Annotated in this window: 18 protein-coding genes; 1 reads left to right on the top strand and 17 read right to left on the bottom strand. The window is 70.0% G+C overall.

Features of this window, described 5'->3' with window-relative positions; all coding sequences use genetic code 11:
• Positions 1 to 1,416: HNH endonuclease signature motif containing protein (locus ACT3S3_RS10995; protein WP_444626778.1), on the top strand; the 1,416-nt coding region annotated here is incomplete at its 5' end.
• A gap of 4 nt (positions 1,417 to 1,420) precedes the next feature.
• On the opposite strand, the gene ACT3S3_RS10990 is transcribed toward ACT3S3_RS10995, so the two are convergent.
• From ACT3S3_RS10990 to ACT3S3_RS10910, 17 genes are all read right to left on the bottom strand, one after another.
• Positions 1,421 to 2,233 (bottom strand): polyprenol monophosphomannose synthase, encoded by an 813-nt coding sequence (locus tag ACT3S3_RS10990; RefSeq protein ID WP_301442330.1) that lies wholly within the window; start codon positions 2,231 to 2,233, stop codon positions 1,421 to 1,423.
• 8 nt (positions 2,234 to 2,241) lie between these two features.
• Positions 2,242 to 3,840, bottom strand: coding sequence for an apolipoprotein N-acyltransferase (gene lnt / locus ACT3S3_RS10985; RefSeq protein ID WP_441582035.1), 1,599 nt, complete (start codon positions 3,838 to 3,840; stop codon positions 2,242 to 2,244).
• A complete protein-coding gene (locus ACT3S3_RS10980; RefSeq protein WP_301442332.1) occupies positions 3,837 to 4,325 on the bottom strand; it encodes an FxsA family protein in 489 nt (162 codons plus the stop codon). The genes lnt and ACT3S3_RS10980 overlap by 4 nt, the downstream gene beginning before the upstream one ends.
• A gap of 9 nt (positions 4,326 to 4,334) precedes the next feature.
• Entirely contained in the window at positions 4,335 to 5,084 is a 750-nt protein-coding gene (locus tag ACT3S3_RS10975; protein WP_301442333.1) for an SDR family NAD(P)-dependent oxidoreductase, read from the bottom strand.
• Positions 5,081 to 6,184 carry a M24 family metallopeptidase gene (locus ACT3S3_RS10970; RefSeq protein WP_301442334.1) on the bottom strand — a complete coding sequence of 368 codons (1,104 nt, stop codon included), beginning with the start codon at positions 6,182 to 6,184 and terminating at the stop codon, positions 5,081 to 5,083. Before ACT3S3_RS10970 ends, ACT3S3_RS10975 begins: the two co-directional genes overlap by 4 nt.
• Before the next feature lie 3 nt (positions 6,185 to 6,187).
• Positions 6,188 to 7,051, bottom strand: a complete 864-nt coding sequence (locus ACT3S3_RS10965; RefSeq protein ID WP_444626775.1) for a cutinase family protein — start codon at positions 7,049 to 7,051, stop codon at positions 6,188 to 6,190.
• A gap of 82 nt (positions 7,052 to 7,133) precedes the next feature.
• Entirely contained in the window at positions 7,134 to 9,821 is a 2,688-nt protein-coding gene (locus tag ACT3S3_RS10960; protein ID WP_301442345.1) for a DEAD/DEAH box helicase, read from the bottom strand.
• Between the two features lie 40 nt (positions 9,822 to 9,861).
• Positions 9,862 to 10,812, bottom strand: coding sequence for a twin-arginine translocase subunit TatC (gene tatC, locus ACT3S3_RS10955; RefSeq protein WP_301442346.1), 951 nt, complete (start codon positions 10,810 to 10,812; stop codon positions 9,862 to 9,864).
• Positions 10,813 to 10,894: 82 nt separating this feature from the next.
• The gene (tatA, locus tag ACT3S3_RS10950) at positions 10,895 to 11,164 is read right to left on the bottom strand and encodes a Sec-independent protein translocase subunit TatA (RefSeq protein WP_301442336.1); all 270 of its coding nucleotides are present in this window, start codon (positions 11,162 to 11,164) and stop codon (positions 10,895 to 10,897) included.
• A 22-nt stretch (positions 11,165 to 11,186) separates the two neighbouring features.
• Complete coding sequence (tatA, locus tag ACT3S3_RS10945; protein WP_301442337.1) at positions 11,187 to 11,444, bottom strand: Sec-independent protein translocase subunit TatA; 258 nt, start codon at positions 11,442 to 11,444, stop codon at positions 11,187 to 11,189.
• Between the two features lie 42 nt (positions 11,445 to 11,486).
• Entirely contained in the window at positions 11,487 to 12,554 is a 1,068-nt protein-coding gene (locus tag ACT3S3_RS10940; RefSeq protein WP_301442338.1) for a WYL domain-containing protein, read from the bottom strand.
• Positions 12,551 to 13,549, bottom strand: a complete 999-nt coding sequence (locus ACT3S3_RS10935; protein WP_301442339.1) for a helix-turn-helix transcriptional regulator — start codon at positions 13,547 to 13,549, stop codon at positions 12,551 to 12,553. Before ACT3S3_RS10935 ends, ACT3S3_RS10940 begins: the two co-directional genes overlap by 4 nt.
• Positions 13,546 to 14,961, bottom strand: a complete 1,416-nt coding sequence (gene pafA, locus ACT3S3_RS10930) for a Pup--protein ligase (RefSeq protein WP_301442340.1) — start codon at positions 14,959 to 14,961, stop codon at positions 13,546 to 13,548. The genes ACT3S3_RS10935 and pafA overlap by 4 nt, the downstream gene beginning before the upstream one ends.
• 56 nt (positions 14,962 to 15,017) lie before the next feature.
• Positions 15,018 to 15,239, bottom strand: a complete 222-nt coding sequence (locus tag ACT3S3_RS10925; protein WP_301442341.1) for a ubiquitin-like protein Pup — start codon at positions 15,237 to 15,239, stop codon at positions 15,018 to 15,020.
• Positions 15,240 to 15,335: 96 nt separating this feature from the next.
• A complete protein-coding gene (dop, locus tag ACT3S3_RS10920) occupies positions 15,336 to 16,874 on the bottom strand; it encodes a depupylase/deamidase Dop (RefSeq protein ID WP_301442342.1) in 1,539 nt (512 codons plus the stop codon).
• A complete protein-coding gene (gene arc, locus ACT3S3_RS10915) occupies positions 16,871 to 18,523 on the bottom strand; it encodes a proteasome ATPase (protein ID WP_444626773.1) in 1,653 nt (550 codons plus the stop codon). Before arc ends, dop begins: the two co-directional genes overlap by 4 nt.
• Positions 18,524 to 18,588: 65 nt before the next feature.
• Positions 18,589 to 19,425, bottom strand: a complete 837-nt coding sequence (locus ACT3S3_RS10910) for a tRNA (adenine-N1)-methyltransferase (protein WP_301444181.1) — start codon at positions 19,423 to 19,425, stop codon at positions 18,589 to 18,591.
• Between the last annotated feature and the right edge of the window lie 30 nt (positions 19,426 to 19,455).

Below are 19,455 nucleotides of genomic sequence, written 5' to 3'. Positions count from 1 at the left end.
CCGACGCCACCCGGCCGGCTCCCCTCTACGGCGGACTTCGCCCCGGTCCGTCGGGTCGCCATCGACGGGAGGGACTTCCCCGCCCTCGGTCCCGGCGGCAAGTTCTGGTCCGTCGAGACCTCCCACGATCCGGCGAGCGTGGCGGTGCGTACCATCAACCGGGGGATGATCGAGCTCGCTGTCCTGTGCACTCCCCTGCCTGGCTCGGACGTCACCGCGCACCATTCCCGGGTGCAGGCACGCCTCGGGGTCACGCACACCCGTGCCGAGACCTACACCGACATCGGCCTGCTGTGCCAGCGCATGCCGCGGCTACGTGAGCGACTCGAGCGGGGATTCCTGAGCTTCGACCACCTGCGGCTCCTCGCCCGCAGCGCCGACGGCATCCGGCACGAGGACACCGCCGCCGCGCAGGACGCACTGCTCGAGGTCTTCTCTCCCCGCCGCCACGGCCAGCTCGTCCCCGGTCCCCGGGCTATGGTGAAGAAGATCCTCAAGGCACTCCACGAGGTCGACGCGCTCGCCCGCCCGATCGACCCCACCGACCCCGAGGATCCCAAACGAGGGAGTATGGGCATGATCGACGACGCGCTGAACCACTCTGCCGTCGAGGCCCCGGCCGGGGTGGACGCCAGCGACTGCGGCACCATGACCCGCAGGGTCAGCGTCGACACCTACGACCCCTGCGCGACGGTCATCACCGCCACCCTGCCTCCCGAGGAGGCGGAGGAGTTCATGGCCGTCCTGGACGCCGTGTGCCGCAAGATGGACTGCTCCCGGGCCGCCGGGCTCATGCACCTCTCCCGCGGCACCGCCGACGTCACGGTCACGCTCAACGTGTACCGCGAGATCAACAGCCCCATCGCCGCCACCGCCGGCGGACACTGGCTCGACGCGATGGCCACCGCGACCTTCATGGACCGGGTGACCCACCTCAGGATCCCCGGCCACGAGGCCACGGAGTCCTACGTCCCCACCCGGCGCATGGTCGAGTTCGTCACCGGGGTGCACACCTGCTGCACCTACCCGGGCTGCGAGGTGACCGCCGCCCGCTGCGACATCGACCACGTGCACCGCTTCGACCATAAAAGCGCCGAACAGGGCGGCCCCACCGACACCCGTAACCTCCACCCCCTGTGCCGGGCGCACCACCTGCTCAAGACGATGGGCTGGGTCGACGTCACCAAGGGCCGCGACGGCGCGCTGCTGTGGTCCAGCGTGGATGACGGGCACGTCCACGTCGTCGAACCGTCCGGCCCCCTGGCGGCGTTCGCCCGGACGTCCTTCGCTGAACGTGCCTCCCGCAGGTTCACCACCGTGCGGGAACACAATGAACGCCGTATCGCCGAACTCGCCGAGGTGAAGGCCGCCCTCGAGGCGGCCCGGGCCGAAGCGACCGAGGAGGTGCCGTTCTAGCTGTTCAGCGCCCCAGTTTCTGGGACACCGACTCCCGGCCCAACCGCAGGAAGGCTGAACCCAACTTCGCGGCCTGGGACGCACGGTGGCGCAGACCCCACATCGTCACCGCCAGCAGACTGTCCTTCACGAAACTGCCGGCCAACTTCGACTCCCCGATCTCCCTCTCGGTGAAGGTGATCGGCACCTCGTCGACGGCGAAACCGCCCTCGACCGCACGGAAAGCGAGGTCCACCTGGAAGATGTAGCCCGCGTTCGACAGTTCGTCGAGGTCCAGCGACTCCACCAGCGCGCGCCGGTACGCACGGTAGCCGGCGGTCATGTCGGAGAGCCCGCAGCCCAGCGCGACGGAGATGTAGATGTTCCCGGCCTTCGACAGGAACCACCGGTTCCACGGCCAGTTCACCACCTTGCCGCCGGGCACGTACCGCGACCCGATCACCAGGTCCGAGCCCTTATCGACCTGCGTCAGCAGACGGTCGAGCTGCTCGGGGGCGTGAGAGCCGTCGGCGTCCATCTCGCACAGCACCTGGTAGTCACGTTCCAGGCCCCACCGGAAACCCGCCACGTAGGCTCCGCACAGCCCGCCCTTGCCCTCACGGTGCAGGACGTTGACGTGCGCATCGGACGCGGCGAGCTCGTCGGCGAGCTCACCGGTGCCGTCCGGGCTGTTGTCGTCGACGATGAGCACGTCGACGCGGTCAGGCTCGGCCGCACGGAGCCGTCCCACGATCAGCGGAAGGTTCTCCAGCTCCTCGTAGGTCGGGATGATGACCAGGGTGCGGTCACTGGGGTGCGTCGAATGTCCCGTAGCCAAACCTGTGCCTACCTCTTCTTCTGGTTCTTCTGGTTCTTCTGGGTCTTGTGGTACTTCTGCGTCTTGTTCTTCTGGCGGAATCCCGCGTAGAGCACGACGCCCGCGCCGGCGAGGGCGATGAGCCACTCCCCGAACGGGCCGATCCGTGCCGACAACGTCTCAGTATCCCGCACGGGTACGTCCTCCTGCAAAAGCCCCGCACGGAAGATCTCCGTCCGGTCCGTCACGGACCCGTCCGGGTCCACGATCGCCGAGACGCCCGAGGTCGCCGCCACGATGACCGAGCGGTCATACTCGATCGCGCGCATCCGGTTGATGGCCAACTGCTGGAAGGTCATGTCGGTGAACCCGAAGGTGGCGTTGTTGGTAGGGCTGGCGAACAACGTGGCCCCGGCGCGCACGGCGTCGCGGTACGCACCGTCGAAGCTCGCCTCGTAGCAGGTGGCCACGCCGACGGGGACGTCGTCCATCTCCACCACGCCGTCGCCGTCGCCGGCCTTGAAGTCGCCGGCCATGTCCACGTACGGGCTCACGTGACGCAGCAGGTCGCGGTAGGGCATGTACTCGCCGAAGGGCTGCAGGAACTTCTTGACGTGCTGGTCACCCGCTCCGGTCTCCGGGTCCCAGACCACCGCGGTGTTCCGGGCGCCTTCCTCGTCGCGGGTGATGGTCCCCACCAGTAGCGGGGCGCCGACGGCCCGGGCGGCGGCGGTGATCTCGTCGGCGACGGCCGGGTCGGTGAACGGGTTGATGTCCGAGGCGTTCTCCGGCCAGATCACCAGGTCGGGCCGCGGGCGCTCGCCAGCGTCGATCTCCTCGGCGAGCCGGTGGGTCTGGGTGAGGTGGTTGTTCAGCACGGCGCTGCGCTGCGAGTTGAAGTCCAGGCCGAGACGCGGGACGTTGCCCTGGACGGCGACGACGTTCAACGTCTCGTCGTCCCCGCCGACGGTTCCACCCCAGGACGTCGGGATGAGCGAGAGCACCAGCCCGCCGCCGAGGGTGACCGCCAGCGTCGAGGCGACGGTGACGTAGCGGCGCTGCAGCAGCATCGCCAGCGCCAGCCCGGAGACGACCACCGCGTAGGTCACCAGTGCGGGCCCGGCGACGGAGACCCACTGCGCCAGCGGGCCGGTGATCTGGCCCCAGGCGACACGTCCCCAGCCGAACCCGCCGAAGGGCCAGGTGGAGCGCAGCCACTCGGTGGCCACGAACCAGGCAGGCACCCCGAGCAGCACCAGCAGGGTGAGACCTCTACCCCGCTGCCGTCCCCTCACAGCCACGCAGATGAGCCCCAGTCCGAGGCCGAACAGCAGACTGTACAGCGACTCCAGCAGGGCCAGGCCGATCCAGGCGATCGCCCCGACGTACTCCCCCACCCACGGCAGCAGGAAGAGGTAGCAGACCAGGCCCTGGACCCAGCCGAGCCACATCGCCCAGCGGCGAATGTGGCGGGCGTCGGCGGCGGACTCGACCGCCCGGTGCACTGCGTAGAAGAAGAGGGCGAAGCCCAACGGGGCGGCCCACCACAGTCCGGTGGGCTGGTAGGAGGCGAACTGCGCCACCCCGGCGGCCGCGGCGGCGGCCGTCAGCAGGAGGAACCGGATCACGCCCGGTCGTCCCCGTCACGCTTGTCGTCACCGTCGAACTCGTCGGCGCGGTGGTCGATGACCTCGCCCCACCCGTCCACGTCGCGGGTCTGCGGCATGCTGACCCCGGAGACGGCGGTGAACGACGCACCGCCGAACTCGGTGATCTTGCTGCGCAGCGCCCCGCCGAGGCCGCGGCGCACCAGTGAGCGCGTCGGCGGCAGCAGCAGGACGATGCCGAACACGGCGGTGACCAGGCCGGGCAGGGCGACGAGTACGGCACCGACGGCGCTGAGCGCGGCGTCGGCGGTGAGGCGTCCGGGGTGGCTGGCGTCCGTCATCGAGCGGCGGACGAGTTCACGGAACTGCCATCCGGCGAGCAGCATGCCGCCGATGAACGTCGCGAGCACGAGCAGGATCGTCCACCCGAAACCGATCCAGGTCCCCAACAGGAAAAACACGAGGATCTCGACGACGATGTAGAGCAGCGGAAGCAGTCGTGGCATACCCCCACCCTACCGTGGGGCCCGACGCCACACGGCGCGCGGCACCAGCGGCATGATCCGCGCCAGCACGGCGAGCCGGCGCGGCACCCATACGTCGGTGCGGTGGGACGCCAGGGCGTCCACCGTCGCCTCGGCGACGACGTCGGGTGTGGTCGACATCGGTGCGGGGTCCATGCCCTCGGTCATGCGTCCGATGACGAAGCCGGGACGCACCACGGTCAGCCGCACGCCGCTGCCGCGCAGGGCGTCCTGCATGCCCTGGCAGAAGCCGTCGAGCCCGGCCTTGGCCGAGCCGTAGACGTAGTTGGGGCGGCGGACGCGGGCGCCGGCGATGGACGAGAAGGCGACCAGGTCGCCGTGACCGCGTCGACGCATGCGGGCGGAGAGTTCGGTGAGCAGCACGGCCTGGGCGGTGAAGTCGGTGTGCAGCACACGCTCGACCTCCGCACCGTCGGATTCGGCGAGGTCCTGGTCACCGAGGACGCCGAAGGCGGCGACGGCGGTGTCGATGGCGCCGGACGCCTCGACGTCGTCGATGACCGACGCCTGTGCCGCACAGTCGGTGGCGTCGAAGAAGACGGTGTCGACCCCGACGGCGCCGGCGTCCCGGCACGCCGCGGCGAGCTCGCCGAGGGCCTCGGGACGCCGGGCGGCGAGCACCACGTGGTTGCCCGCGGCGAGGCGCAGGACGATCTCGGCACCGATCTCACTGGTGGCGCCGAACAGGGCGATGCGTTTCGGTGCGTGCGCTGTACTCATGCCGGCACCTCCACGGCGACGAGGTCGTGGGTGGTGGTGTTGAGCGGCTCGCAGCCGTCTGCGGTGAGCACCACGATGTCCTCGATCCGGGCGCCCCACTGCCCGGGCACGTAGATCCCCGGCTCGACGGAGAATGCCATGCCCTCGGTCAGCACCGTGTCGTTGCCGGCGATGATGAAGGGCTCCTCGTGACCGGAGACGCCGATGCCGTGGCCGGTGCGGTGGGTGAAGAACTCCCCGTAGCCGGCGGCGTCGACGACGTCGCGCACCACGGCGTCCAGCCCGGTGGCGGTGACCCCGGGACGCGCGGCGGCGAGGCCGGCCTCCTGCGCGGTACGCAGGACGCGGTAGGCGTCCTGCTGCGCTTCGGACGCCTCACCCAGGACGTAGGTGCGGGTGCAGTCGGAGTGGTAGCCGGAGTCGAGCGTGCCGCCGATGTCGACGACGACCACGTCGCCGTCGGCGAGGACGCGCCCGGAGAAACTGTGGTGCGGGTCGGCACCGTGCGGGCCCGAGCCGACGATGACGAAGTCCACGGAGACGTGCTCCTCCAGGATCAGGGCGGTGAGATCCCCGGCCACCTCGCTCTCGGTGCGGCCCGCACGCAGCAGGGACGGGACGCGGCGGTGAACCGCGTCGATCGCCGCACCCGCGCGGGCGAGCTCGGCGGTCTCGGCCGGGTCCTTGACCATGAACACCTCGCGCAGCACGGCGGTGGCGTTCACCGTCGCCACTCCCCTGGCCTGCAAGTTCAGCAGATGGTCGGCGGTCATGGTCGCAGAGACCGCGACTGTGGCGTCGGTGGGGATGCCGAGCAGGGAGAGCGGGTCCTCGCCGTCGTTCCACGCCACGACCTCGACGCCGGCCTCCCCGGCCACCCCGTCGCGCAGGTCGGCGGCGTCGACACCGGGTACCACGATGCGACGTGCCGTGGGGGTGACGACGAGTGCGGCGAAACGCTCATGGGTCTCGAGGTCGCTGTCGAGCAGGAATCGCAGGTCAGGGCCCGGTGTCAGGACGGCGGCCGCGAGTTCCTGCTCGGCGAGCAGGCGGGCGACGGCGTCGAGACGGGCCGTGTAGGTGGAGACGGGAAAGCTCATGGATCACACTGTACGGGGCCGGACGGACGTGGCGGGCGTCCGGCGGCCGTGGATCCTGCCGTCGTGGATCTCTCCGTCGTGGATCCTGCGCAGCCAGTCGGCCATGTTGTCGACGAAGGTGGCGTCGGTGCCCGGTTCGCGACGTGTGGCGTAGCTGGTGTGTTCCTCGCCGAGGTAACCGGTGAGCAGCCGGCGGGCCTCGGCGAAGCGGGCGCGCTCCCCGGTCAGGTCACGGACGTCGACGTGGTAGGCGGCCCCACGACGCAGCCGTAGGGCACGCGACGCACGGTCACGCCAGGTCAACGGCGAGTCTCCCCCGAGGTCCGGCGTCCACTGCGCGAGCAGACGCAGCGGGCTGGGGTCCGGGCACAGGCAGATGCCGTCGTCCGGGGCGGCAGCCCACCGCGCCGGCACGTCCGGCACCGGCGATTCACCACGGATGCCGTAGCGCGTCGGGTCCCCGGTGGTCCCGCGGGGTTGCTCCGGGTCGGAGACGAAGCCGACGGCCATCACCCGGTCACGGTCCGCGGCGTCGAGGCGTTCCAGGGCACGGTGCACCACGACCGCCCCGCCGGAGTAGCCCAGCAGGATCACGGGAGGTCCCGGATCGGCTGGGTCTGCACAGTCTGTGGTGTCTGTGGTGGCGCGTACGAGTGCGACGAGGTCGTCGGCGCCGCGTTCCACGGCGTCGAGGAACGGCACGGTGCCCTCCAGGCGTTCCCCGGCGGGCCCGTACTGCGCCAGCCACGGGTTCTCCAGGCACGTCCAGGAGTCCGGGAGCCGGTCGGTGACCGCGCAGAGTGTGGGGCCGGGCACCGGTTCGCCGATACCCCGGCTACGGATGACGACGGGCTGAGAACGTGACATGGGCGTCGAGCGTAGTGGGCGATCCGCCGCAGCGGGTTGGGGTCCGCTGTGGTTGCGCTGGACGTGTCAGGCGCCGGGCGTGTCAGGCGCCGAGTTCCACCACGCCGCGCCTGATCGCCGGCACCGCCTTGCGGGCGGAGGCCTTCACAGAGTCGGAGTAGCCGGTGTGACGGATCTGCTCCAGCAGGTCGACCACCCGGTTGCACCAGCGCACGAAGTCACCGGCGCTCAACGTCGCCCCGGAGGCTTCCGCGGCGCGCAGACAGTAGTCCAGCGGGGCACCGGCGGCCCACTGGTGTACCGCCGTGGCGAAACCCAGGTCCGGGTCGCGGGTCAACGGCAGCCGGTGACGGGCCTCGTCGGAGACGAGCTCGCCGTGGATGCGGAACACCGCGCTGACCGCGTCGGCCAGCGCCTCGGTGGGCACACCGTCCTCGTGGCGTCCCTCGCTCTCGCGTCGGTTCTCGAAGACGCAGGTCGACACCACCGCGGCGAGTTCCGCCGGGTCGAGGTCGTCCCACACCCCACGGCGCAGGCACTGGGCGACCAGCAGGTCGGACTCGTGGTGCACCTGCGCCAGGCGGCGCCCCTCGGCGGTGATGCGCGTGCTCGTGCGGTCGGAGGACGGTGCCGCGGCGTCCTGCTCGATGAAGTCCAGCTCCCCGAGCAGGTCCAGGATGCGGTCGAAGGTCCGCGACAGCGACTCGGTCTCCGGGGCGGTGACCTCCAGTTCACGTTCCAGCGTGCGCCGGGCGGCGACGACCCGCTCGGCCGGACGCACCAGGTCCTCGCGTTCCTTGAGAAGGTGCACCGGGTGGACGTGCACCCGGTCGCGCAGTTCGGCGGCCTTGCGCGAACCGCCCTTCGCCTTCGGCTTGAGGACGCGCGGACGGTCGACCTTCTGCTTGCGCAGGTTCGACGCGACGGCGCGCGCATTGCGCTTCGGACTGCGCTGCACGCCCTTGTGCAGCGACATGTGCCCCAACGGCACCGGGACGTTGCCGAAGGTCTCGGCGGTGACCGGTCCGCACCAGCCATCCTCGGTGATGATCCACGGGCGGGGACGACGGTGGTCGGAGTCGCCGCGCGCCACCGCCGCGATCTGCGGGTGGCGTCCGGTCGGCAGGGCGATGATGTCGCCGACCGACAGGCTCGACAGCAGACGTGCGGTCTCTGCCTGGCGGTCGGTGGCGGAGTCCTTCTTCGCCCGACGCTCCTCCAGCGTGAGGTCCCGGCGCAGGCCGGCGTACTCGATGACGTCGTCGACGCCGACCTGCGTGCCCTTGAGCGAGGACAGGGCCTTGGACAGGTCACGTTCGAGACTGGAGAGGTCGCGGCGGCGACGGCTGGCACGCTCCGCCTGCTCGACCACCGTGGACGCCGCCTGGTACTGGGCGAACGAGCGGTCCAGCAGCCGGTGGGAGTCGGTGTAGCCCTTCGTGGAGATCAGGTTCACCGCCATGTTGTAGCCGGGGCGGAAGGTGGAGTCCAACGGGTAGGTGCGCGTCTGCGCCAGGTTCGCCACCGCGTACGGGTCGATCCCCTTGGACCACAGCACCAGGGCATTGCCCTCGGTGTCGATGCCACGACGCCCTGCACGCCCGGTGAGCTGGGTGTACTGCCCCGGGGTGAGGTCCACGTGGGCCTCACCGTTGAACTTGATCAACTTCTCGAGCACCACCGTGCGCGCCGGCATGTTGATGCCCAACGCCAGGGTCTCGGTGGCGAAGCAGACCTTGAGCAACCCGCGGGAGAACAGGTCCTCCACGATGTGCCGGAACGCCGGCAGCATCCCGGCGTGGTGGGCGCCGAAGCCGTTGCCCAACGCCCGACGCCACTGGCGGAAGCCCAGCACCCCGAGGTCCTCGGTGGCGATGCCCTCGACACCCTTGTCCACGGCGGCCAGGATCTCGTCGCGCTCGGCGTCGGTGGTCAGCCGCACCCGGTCGACGAGCAGCTGACGGACCGCCCCGTCGCAGCCCGCGCGGGAGAAGATGAAGTAGATCGCCGGCAGCATCGACGCCGCCCGCATCTGCGCGACGACGTCCGCACGCTTCGGGCCCTGGCGGCGTCCCGACTCCTCGGCACGGCTGCACGCGGCCACGACGGCGCGGTTGACGTCTGCGTCCCTGCCGTTCCTGCCGTCACCGTAGAGCGGCAGGATCTGCGAACCCACCATCATCGACTGGTGCAACGGCACCGGACGGTGCGTGGTGACCACCAGGTCCGTGCGTCCGCGGACGGTGGAGAGCCAGGCGCCGAACTCCTCGGCGTTGCTCACCGTCGCCGACAGGCTGACCAGGATCACCCGTGGGTCGAGGTTGAGGATGGTCTCCTCCCACACCGGCCCGCGCGACGGGTCGGCGAGGAAGTGCACCTCGTCCATGACCACGTGGGTCAGCGAGTCCAGCCGGTCGGAGTCGGCGTAGATCATGTTGCGCAGCACCTCGGTGGTCATCACGACCACCGGTGCGTCGCCGTTGATGCTCACGTCGCCGGTGAGCAGTCCGACCCGGTCCTCGCCGTAGCGGGCGACCAGGTCGTGGTACTTCTGGTTGCTCAGCGCCTTGATCGGGGTGGTGTAGAAGCACGTGCCCTCGCGGCGGATCGCCTCGTGCACGGCGAACTCCCCCACCACCGTCTTGCCGGCACCGGTGGGTGCGCAGACCAGGACGCCGCGTCCCTCGGCGACGGACGTGGCGGCGGTGAGCTGGAACTCGTCCAGCGGGAAGGGGTACGCGGCGGCGAAGGCGGCGACGGCTGCCGGCAGCTCTGTGCCGTCGGCGCTGGTCGCGTCAGAGGTGGTCGCGTCAGAGGAGGTCGTCGAGATTGTTCTGGTCCATCCTGGTGGTTGTCGAAGTGTGTGCAGTGGGATTCGCTGCGGGTTTTGTCGGGGTCGGAGCGGCGGTGGCGCGGGGTGTGGCCAGCGGGGCGGCGGGCGCGATCGAGGAGGCGGACTCGTCGTCGAGGTCCTCCGGCAGGCCGCCGAGACCGTCCACGCCGGCGTTCTTCGCGCGGCGCTTGTCGTTGAGCCGCGTGATCTGGATCGCGATCTCCATCATCAGGCACATCGACATCGACAGAATCAACATCGAGACCGGGTCGCCGCCGGGAGTGGCGATCGCGGCAAAGATGAACAGGCCGAGGATGATGTAGCGCCGCTTGTCCTTCAACGACTCGTACGACAGGATGCCGAGGACGTTGAGCATCACCATGATCAGCGGGAACTCGAAACTGATGCCGAAGACGAGCAGCAGCATCAGCAGGAAGTTGAAGTACCGGTCACCGGTCAGTGCGGCGACCTGGGTCTCCCCGCCCATCGTCACCAGGAACTCCAGCCCGAAGGACAGGACGAAGTACGCAAGGACCGCGCCGATGACGAACAGCAGGGTCGCCGCAGTGACGAAGATCCGGGTCCACTTCTTCTCGTTCTTCTTCAGGCCCGGGGTGATGAAACCCCAGAGCTGGCCGAGCCACACCGGGGCGGAGAGCACGAGCCCGGCGATGAAACCGATCTTCAGGCGCAGCATGAACATGTCGAACGGTGCCGTCGCTATCAGTGCGCACCGGTTGGTCTCGCTACCGAAACGCAGGTGGTCGGGCAGGTCGCAGTAGGGTTCCTTGAGAAGCTCACCGAGGCTCGGTGTGCCGAACACACCGTTGCCGTACCACATGTAGCCCAACACCGTGCCGACGGCAATCGCCGCCAGCGCCACGAGCACCCGTCGACGCAGTTCCTTGAGGTGCTCGACGAGAGACATCTCCGCCTCGGTCGGGCGGCGACGTTTCGACGAACCGCGTGTGCGGGGCACACGGATCCGCCGGGAGGCGTCCGGGGAACTGTCAGTCATTGGTCGTGGAGTCGGCCTTCAGATCCTTCGCATCCGTGGCCTTGACCTCGGAAGCGGCGATGTCGTTGGGGTGCGCGTTGTTCACGGTGTCGGCGGGGGTGACGGCGGACGGGGTGCCGTCCTTCTTCATCTCGTTCATCTCGGACTTGAAGATGCGCATGGAACGACCCAGCGATCGGGCCATCGTCGGCAGCTTCGCAGCGCCGAACAACAGGACGATCACCAGGACGATGATGAGCAGTTGCATGGGGCCGGGCATCATATGTGGTCTTCTCCTCGGCCGGTCAGGCCTGGTTCTTCTTGTCGTTTTCGGTGGTCGGGTTGACCGTCGGCTGGGCGACGTCGTTGACGGTGCCGGTCTCTATCGCCGAGGGCTGCTCGGCGGCAGGGGTGCCGTCCTTCTTCATCTCCGACATCTCGGACTTGAAGATGCGCATCGACCGGCCGGCGGACCGGGCCAGCGTGGGCAGTTTGGCCGCGCCGAAAAGCAACAGGACCACGAGCAGGATGATGAGGATTTCTGGTGCTCCAAGGCTACCCATGGGTACCGGCCTTTCCGTCGCATGAATCAGTCACCGGTAACACTACGCCAGAGTGCGGTAGGCATCCAGCGCAGCGCGGGCACGACGTGCCACACGGTGGGCGAGATCACGCTCACCGTCCTGCGGCACGGCGGCGCGGATCGTCGGCGCGTACGCCAGCAGGAAGCGCTCCAGCCAGTCGCCGGTGTCCGGGATCGCCGCGCGCAACGGTCCCGGCTCGTCGACCTGCCAGATCGGCAGGTACTCGAACATCCACGCCGCGTCGTCCTCCAGCTCGATCTCCGCCCAGCGTTGGCCGTCGCGGTCGAAACCGAAGGGGTCGGACGTGTCGATCACCCGCTCCAGCACCGCCGGCGCCTCGCGTTCGGTCACCGTGACCTGCGACATCCGTGAGACGTTGAAGCACCGCTGGTCGGTACCGTCTTCGCGCGCCCAGAGGTAGGCCTGGCCGTCGATGAACTCCAGCTGGTCCGGCACGAGCGTGCGGGTGCGCAGCGTGTCCGAGGACGTCGAACGGTAGGTCAGCTCCACCCACCGTCGCGAGGTCACGCCCTCGCGCAACGCCGGCAGGTTGCGGGCCAGGGCGGCCGACGTGGCGTCCTCTCCCCCGTCGCCGCGTCCGGCGTCCTGCGCGGTGAGGGCCGCCGCAGGGCGGGCCGGCGTGGTGAACTCGTCCGGGGTGAACCGGTCACGACGGTCGCGCAGGTCCTGCTGCAGGTCGCGGACCAGTGCGGCGGCGGACTCCACCGCCTCGCGTCCCGGGCCCGTGACCACGCTCGCCAGACGCTGCAGGCTCAGCAGCAGCGCGCCGGACTCGGCGGACGTCAACGCCGGAGCGTGGTCCATCCCCAGCGAACTGACCACGTGCGCGTGCATGCCGGAGGTCTGGAACTCCATCAGCGACCCCGGAAGGTACGGCGGAAGTCCGCAGGTCGACGCCTGGTTGAGCTCATGGCGCAGTTGCGGCACACTCACCCCGAACTGGGCGGCGGCGCTCATCAGGGAACCGTCCGGGTGCTGGCGCAGCCAGGCGGTCACGGCGAGTACGCGGCGCACCTGCCAGACGGTGAAGCCGGCGGTGCGTCGTCGTGGCACAGGTGATCCGGTCATGCCTGCTCCCCCGGTCGGCCGAAGGTCCGCACCGCGTCCTCCAGGTGGGTGATGATGTCGGCGACGACGTCCGGCGGGTCCACCACCAGGGCGTCGGTGGCGTAGGACGCCGCGGTGCGGATCAGCCACCGGCGGTCGACGGGGCCGACGGTGTACTCGCCGTGCCCGGCCGGGGTGGCGGCCGCGCGCAGCTCCTGGGCACCGTCCGTGAGGAAACGCACCCGCGCGGTCACCGTCGTCGACGAGGCACGCAGCCCCTCGCCCACCAGGTGGGCGACGGGACGGTCCGGGGCGTGGTGCCGGATCAGCGTGGCGGTCGCCTCGAGGTCGGCGATGCGCGACAGCCGGAAGGTCCGCTGCCCGTCACGGTCGTTGTCGTGGCCGGTGAGGTAGAGCCGGCCGTCGACGGCGGCGACCCCCCACGGGTCGAGGTGGCGGACCTGGGGGTCCTTCGTCAACGCCGGCCAGTAGTTGAACCGCAGGCTCAGGTTGCGGTCCAGGGCCACGTTGATCGCGCGGATGTCGGCGTCGGTGATGTCCACCGCGTCGGGCACGGCGGCGGAGAAACCGGGGCCACCCTCGACGTCGGACGCCGGTGCCACGGTGGAGAGCTTCTGCAGGGCGTGGCGCACCGGGTCGGCCAGTGACTCGTTCGGCACCCACTGCGCCGCCGGACGCAACGCCTGCCAGTGGGAGTCGCTGAGCTCCAGGTCGGGCAGGAAGCTCGTGGCGGGGTCGAGCTGGTACTGCAGTTCGGGGTCGCCGTCGGCGTCGGTGCCGGTGGACTCGACGACGCTGAGCCCCAGCTCGTCGACGAGGGCCCGGTCCCGGTCGAAGCGCTTGCGGACCGCATCCGTCTCGCCGGAGTACCAGTCGACGTGGGCGCGCAGCCACGCCAGGGAGCGGGGACGCTCCGACAGGGCGAACACGAGGTTGAGCAGGCGCGACGACGCTGCGTCCCAGTGCACCTCCGTCGGACGGTTGCGAGCGGTCACGGCCGGTCCTCGTGTGGTTCGGCGTGCAGGATGTCCAGCAGGTCGTCGAGCCCCTCGGCGGTGGGGTCGAAGGGGTCGGGCAGGACGATCTCGGCGCCGCCGTCGCCGTTGACCTTCAGCCGGGTCCAGTCCACGGTCGTCTGCCGGGCGCTGGCCTCGGCGGCGGCGAGGAAGCGGCCGCGGACCGCCGCGCGGGTGGTCTGCGGGGCGGTGTGCGCGGTGGCGGCGACCTCGTCCGGGTCGGTGAGGGTGGCGACCTGCCCGCGGCGGGCGAGCATGTGGAACAGGCCTCGCTGCGGGTCGATGTCGTGGTACGTCAGGTCGACCTGCGCCAGACGAGGGTCGGTGATGTCCAGGCCGCCACGCCCGGCGACACGGTCGAGCAGCTTCTTCTTGATCACCCAGTCGATCTCGGTGTCCACGCCGGAGAAGTCGCCGGACTCCGCGCAGTCGAGCACCCGGCCCCACAGGTCGACGACCGGCGCCAGCTGGGAGTTCGGGGTGCCGGTCCCCGAGGCGTCCTCTTGCCGGTCGGCCAGCCAGTCGACCGCGGCGGCGTGGAAGGCGCGCTGGATGCCCAGCGGCGTGGCCGTGCCACCGTTGCGCAGTTCCAGGGGCGTGGTGCCGGTGAAGTCGCGGGCGATCTCCCGGATCGAGCGGATCTCGTTGGACAGCTCGCAGTCCGGCAGGGCCACCCCCGCCTCGATCATCTCCAGCACCAGCAGCGTGGAACCCACCTTCAGCGCGGTGGTGGTCTCGGACATGTTCGAGTCGCCGACGATGATGTGCAGGCGGCGGAACCGGGAGGAGTCCGCGTGCGGCTCGTCGCGGGTGTTGATGATCGGACGCGACCGCGTCGTCGCCGAGGACACCCCCTCCCACACGTGGTCGGCACGCTGGGACAGGCAGTAACCCGGCCCGAAGTTCTCGTTCGGGGCGCCGGCGGTCGGCACGCTGATCTTGCCCGCCCCGCAGATCAGCTGGCGGGTCACCAGGAACGGCAGCAGCTGCGCCGACAGGCTCTTCAGGGGCATGCCCCGGCCCACCAGGTAGTTCTCGTGGCAGCCGTAGGAGTTGCCGACCGAGTCGGTGTTGTTCTTCAGCAGGTACACCTTGCCGCCGATGCCGCGCTCGTTGAGCGACGCCTCGCACCGCGACGCCAGGTCGTGGAAGATCAGCTCCCCGGCGCGGTCGTAGGTGACCAGCTGGTGCAGGGAGTCGCACTCGGCGGTGGCGAACTCCGGGTGCGCGCCGACGTCGAGGTAGACCCGCGAGGCGTTGGGCCAGTACACGTTGCTGCTGCGGTAGCGCTCCACCACCGGGGCGAACAGGTGCCGGGCGACCTCGTCCGGGCCGAGCCGACGGTGGCTGTCGAGCACACTGGTGATGCCGAACTCCGTCTCCAGGCCCATGATCCTACGGGTGAACACCTCACCGGAACCGGCAGAGGACGACGCGGCGGACGTGGCTACTGCCCGCCCTTCTGGACGTAGGACTTCACGAACTCCTCGGCGTTGGACTCCAGCAGCCCGTCGATCTCGTCGAGGAGGTCGTCGGTGCCGCTGACCCGCAGCTGCTCCTGGCCGGAGGCGGAGGGGTCGGTGGTGCCGGCGTCCTCGTCGGAGGGGCCACGGCCCCCGTGCACCTGGCCCTGGCTAGAGCCACCCGTCGAGCCTGATCCGGCTGCCATGTGGAACCACTTCCTTCACGAGTTTCCCGCCCGTCGGGCGGGAGATGGGTACGAGATGTTAGGTGATGTTCACCGCACGTTCTTGACGTCTACAGACTAGCAGTCGACCCCGGCGAGGGAGCCGGGAATGACCTCGCCGAGCACGCGGACGAGCCCGGCGGCGTCGGTGACGTCGGCCAGCGCCTCGCGCAGCTGGGCGGCCGAACCGTCCAACGGGTCGGAGAGCAGCACGCGCGTAGTCGACGACGCACCGTAGGGCGTGTCGAGGACGAGCGTGTCCCAGTTGGCGGCGAGCAGTTCATCGGCGAAGTGTCCGGCGACCTCTCCGCGCAACCAGGCGCGTGTGTCGCACGGGGCGTGCGCCGCGGCGGCGGCGACGTCCTCGGCCGGGACCAGGGTGCGCATGCGCCCCTTGCGCACCAGCGCGTTGTACAGGCCCTTGGCCGGGTCGATGTCGTGGTACTGGATGTCGACCACGGCCATCGTGGGGTGGTCCCACTCCAGCCCGCGGGCGCGGTAGCCGTTGAGCAGGGAGAGCTTCGCCGTCCAGTCCAGCCGGTCGGCGGTGCTCATCGGGTCGCGCTCCAGGTCGTCGAGGATCTCCCCCCACACCTGCAGGACGAGGTCGTCGCCGCGCTGCCGCCGCTCGGCGGGCACGGCCTCGGCCACCCGGCGTCGGATCTCGCGCTGCAGCTGCACCGCGGTGAGTTCCTTGTTGCCGTAGAGCCGCAGCCCGGTGGTGCAGTCCAGGTCGCGGGAGACCTGCTGCACCGCGGCGACCGGCTCGTGGAGGGCCAGGTCGGAGAAGTCCGCGCCGGCGCCGACCGCATCGAGCACCAGGGCGGTGGTGCCGAGTTTGAGGAAGGTGGCGTACTCCGAGAGGTTCGCATCCCCGATGATCACGTGCATCCGCGCCCACCGCTCCCCCACGTGCGACTCATCGCGGGTGTTGATGATGCCGCGGTTCAGCGTGGTCTCCAACGACACGGTGGTCTCGATGTAGTCGGCGCGCTGGCTGAGCTGGAAGCCCGGTGACTGACTCTCGGCACCGAGGCCGAGGCGTCCGGCACCGGTGTAGACCTGGCGGGTCACGAAGTGCGGGATCAGGGCGGCCTGCACCGCGGCGGTGTCGTAGGAACGCGGGTAGAGGTAGTTCTCGTGGGCGCCGTAGGACGCCCCCTTGCCGTCCACGTTGTTCTTGTGGATCTTCAGCACCGGCTGGTCCTCCACCTCGCCGGCGGCCTGCGCGGCGGCGTGCATCACCAGCTCGCCGGCCTTGTCCCAGATCACCGCGTCCCACGCGTTGGTGGTCTCCGGGGAGGAGTACTCGGGGTGGGCGTGGTCGACGTAGAACCGCGCGCCGGAGGTGGTCACCACGTTGGCCGAGCCCAGGGCGTTCGGGTCGATCACCGGGGCGGTGCGGTAGCGGCGCAGGTCGAAGCCGCGCACGTCACGCAGCGGCGACTCGGCGGTGTAGTCCCAGCGGGTGCGCCTGTTCACACCCAGCCCGGTCGCCCCCGCGTAGGCGATGACGGCCTGCGTGGAGGTCTCGATGGGGCTGGCGTGCGGGTCGTCCGGGGCGATGATGCCGAACTCGGTCTCGGTGCCGATCAGACGGCGGGGCTCCTCGGTCACCGTGCTGCTCCTGCCTCTGTGCGCTCTGCTCTATCCGCCATGGTGATCTCCACGACGCGTCGGGTGGAGTGCCCGGAGATCCGGGCCCACTCGGCGGGGTTGGTGGTGTCCGGCAGGTCGTCGTTGTCGCGGCACTCCTCGTCGACGGCCAGGTCGACGTGGGCCTCGGTGACACCGTCGCCCTCACCGCGCAGCACGTCCTTGATGGCGAGCTTCTTCACCCGGTCGACGATATTGGCCAGCATGGCACCGGAGGTGAAGTCGCGGAAGAACAGGTCGGAGCGGGAACCGTCGGCGTAGTGCAGGGTCAGGTACGGCCGCTCGTCGGAGTAGAGGTTGTCGATCACCCGGGCGCGCAGGTGCGCCGCGGCGGCCTCGGCCCCGCCGGTGGCGGCGGCCAGCCCCGCGGACATCGGCACCTCGGCGGTGAGGTACTTCTCCAGGATGTCGGCTGCGGCCGCACGGTCGGGACGCTCCACCCGGATCTTCACGTCCAGACGCCCCGGGCGCAGGATCGCCGGGTCGATGAGCTCCTCACGGTTGGACGCGCCGATCACGATCACGTTGCGCAGCCCCTCCACACCGTCGATCTCGGCGAGCAGCTGCGGGACCACCGTGGACTCCACGTCCGAGGACACCCCGGTGCCACGGGTGCGGAAGATGGCCTCCATCTCGTCGAAGAAGATGATCACCGGCTGGCCGGCGGAGGCGATCTTGCGGGCGCGCTCGAAGATCAGCCGGATCTGGCGTTCGGTCTCGCCGACGAACTTGTTCAGCAGCTCCGGGCCCTTGATGTTCAGGAAGTAGGACTTGGCGTCCGGGGTGCCGGCGTCGGTGGCGATCTTGCGCGACAGGGAGGACGCCACCGCCTTGGCGATCAACGTCTTGCCGCAGCCGGGCGGGCCGTAGAGCAGCACACCCTTCGGCGGCAGCAGCCCGTAGTCGCGGTAGAGCTCCGGGTGCAGGAAGGGCAGCTCCACGGCGTCGTGCAGCTGCTCGATCTGGCTCTCCAGGCCGCCGATGTCGGTGTAGGACACGTCCGGCACCTCCTCGAGCACCAGGTCCTCCACCTCGGCCCGGGAGATCACCTCGAAGGCGTACCCGGCGCGCCGGTCGACGACCACGCTGTCGCCGGGGCCGACCTGCTTGGCGGCCAGCTCGGAGGTCAGGGCACCGGCGCACTTCATCAACGTTTCCTCGCCGAGCTTGTCGGCGACGACGATGCGCCCGGAGTCGGCGACCTCGACCACCGTGGCGATGTCACCGGAGTCGGCGTAGCCGCAGACCTCCACGACCTGCTGGCCCTCCCCCAGGCGCACCAGGGATCCGGGGGTGAGCTCGCCCGGTGACACCCGCGGGCTGACGGGCAGGCGCATGCGGCGGCCGGCGGTGTGGACCTCGCCGGTCAGGGCGCCGTCGCCGGTCTCCAGCAGGATGCCGTAGGTGCTCGGCGGGTCGGCCAGCGCGTCCAGCCGGGAGTTGAGTTCGTCCAGCTTGTCGCGGCTGGACTTGAGCATCTCGGTGAGCTTGGCGTTGCGTGTGCCCAGGGTCCGGTTGGCCAGTTGCAGCTGGCGGTAGGACTCAGGTCCGGAGTCGACACGCGCGGTCGGTCCGTCATGGAGATTCTGGTCCGTGGAGTGCTGCGTCATAGGGCGCCACTCTACATGTTAAGGAAAGGTAGCCTATCCAGGAACGCTGAATTGGGGTGGTGGGGCTACTTGCGTGCCCGGCGCTGCGGCTTCGGCGCCACGGTGCCGTCGGCCAGGCGTCGGGCCCAGACCAGGAAGGCGGTGTGGGCGTTCATCCGGTGCTCCGGGCGGGTGGCCAGACCCTCGACCTTCCACTCGCGCACCAGGGACTCCCACGCCTTGGGCTCCGTGAAGCACTTGAGCTCGCGGATGCCCTCCATGACCTTCATCAGCTGCGGCACGGTGGCCACGTAGGTCATGAACACCCCGCCGGGGATCAGCAGGTCGCGCACGGTCTCCAGGCACTCCCAGGGGGCGAGCATGTCCAGGATGACCCGGTCGACCGGCCCGTCGGTGTCGGCGACGGTGACGTCCTTGAGGTCCCCGAGGCGAAGGTCCCAGTTCGCCGGGTGCTCCCCCATGTACTCGGTGACGTTGGCCTCGGCGTAGTCGAGGTGGTCCTCGCGGATCTCGTAGGAGATCAGCTGGCCGTCGGCGCCCACCGCGCGCAGCAGGGTCATCGACAGCGCACCGGAGCCGGCCCCGGCCTCCAGGACCTTCGCGCCGGGGAAGATGTCGCCCTCCACGAGGATCTGGGCGGCGTCCTTGGGGTAGATCACCGCGGCACCACGCGGCATGGACAGCACGTGGTCCACCAGCAGGTGCCGGAAGCACAGGTACTCGCCGCCGACGTGGGAGACCACCACGGTGCCCTCGTCGGAGCCGATGATGTCGTCGTGGCTGATCTCGCCCTTGTGGGTGAAGTAGCTGCCGCCGGTCTCCAGGGTGATGGTGTAGTGACGGCGCTTGGCGTCGGTCAGCTGGACCCGGTCGCCGGGCTGGAACGGGCCGGAGTAGGCCACGGGGTTCCCCTTTACGTTGGTGTGGCAGTG

Origin of the sequence: Corynebacterium sp. AOP40-4SA-5 (assembly GCF_052377355.1) — a bacterium.
Lineage (GTDB): Bacteria > Actinomycetota > Actinomycetes > Mycobacteriales > Mycobacteriaceae > Corynebacterium.
The sequence above is the reverse complement of the archived record's forward strand: the minus strand, read 5'-3'. Positions and strand labels throughout refer to the sequence as shown.

What these genes read in the sequence shown, in the direction of transcription:
- ACT3S3_RS10925 (WP_301442341.1), bottom strand. Translation starts at nt 15,239, where the DNA reads ATGGCAGCCGGATCAGGCTCGACGGGTGGCTCTAGCCAGGGCCAGGTG.
- pafA (WP_301442340.1), bottom strand. Translation starts at nt 14,961, where the DNA reads ATGGGCCTGGAGACGGAGTTCGGCATCACCAGTGTGCTCGACAGCCAC.
- tatA (WP_301442336.1), bottom strand. Translation starts at nt 11,164, where the DNA reads ATGATGCCCGGCCCCATGCAACTGCTCATCATCGTCCTGGTGATCGTC.
- ACT3S3_RS10980 (WP_301442332.1), bottom strand. Translation starts at nt 4,325, where the DNA reads ATGCCACGACTGCTTCCGCTGCTCTACATCGTCGTCGAGATCCTCGTG.
- ACT3S3_RS10965 (WP_444626775.1), bottom strand. Translation starts at nt 7,051, where the DNA reads ATGTCACGTTCTCAGCCCGTCGTCATCCGTAGCCGGGGTATCGGCGAA.
- arc (WP_444626773.1), bottom strand. Translation starts at nt 18,523, where the DNA reads ATGACGCAGCACTCCACGGACCAGAATCTCCATGACGGACCGACCGCG.
- ACT3S3_RS10975 (WP_301442333.1), bottom strand. Translation starts at nt 5,084, where the DNA reads ATGAGTACAGCGCACGCACCGAAACGCATCGCCCTGTTCGGCGCCACC.
- ACT3S3_RS10970 (WP_301442334.1), bottom strand. Translation starts at nt 6,184, where the DNA reads ATGAGCTTTCCCGTCTCCACCTACACGGCCCGTCTCGACGCCGTCGCC.
- ACT3S3_RS10940 (WP_301442338.1), bottom strand. Translation starts at nt 12,554, where the DNA reads ATGACCGGATCACCTGTGCCACGACGACGCACCGCCGGCTTCACCGTC.
- tatA (WP_301442337.1), bottom strand. Translation starts at nt 11,444, where the DNA reads ATGGGTAGCCTTGGAGCACCAGAAATCCTCATCATCCTGCTCGTGGTC.
- tatC (WP_301442346.1), bottom strand. Translation starts at nt 10,812, where the DNA reads ATGTCTCTCGTCGAGCACCTCAAGGAACTGCGTCGACGGGTGCTCGTG.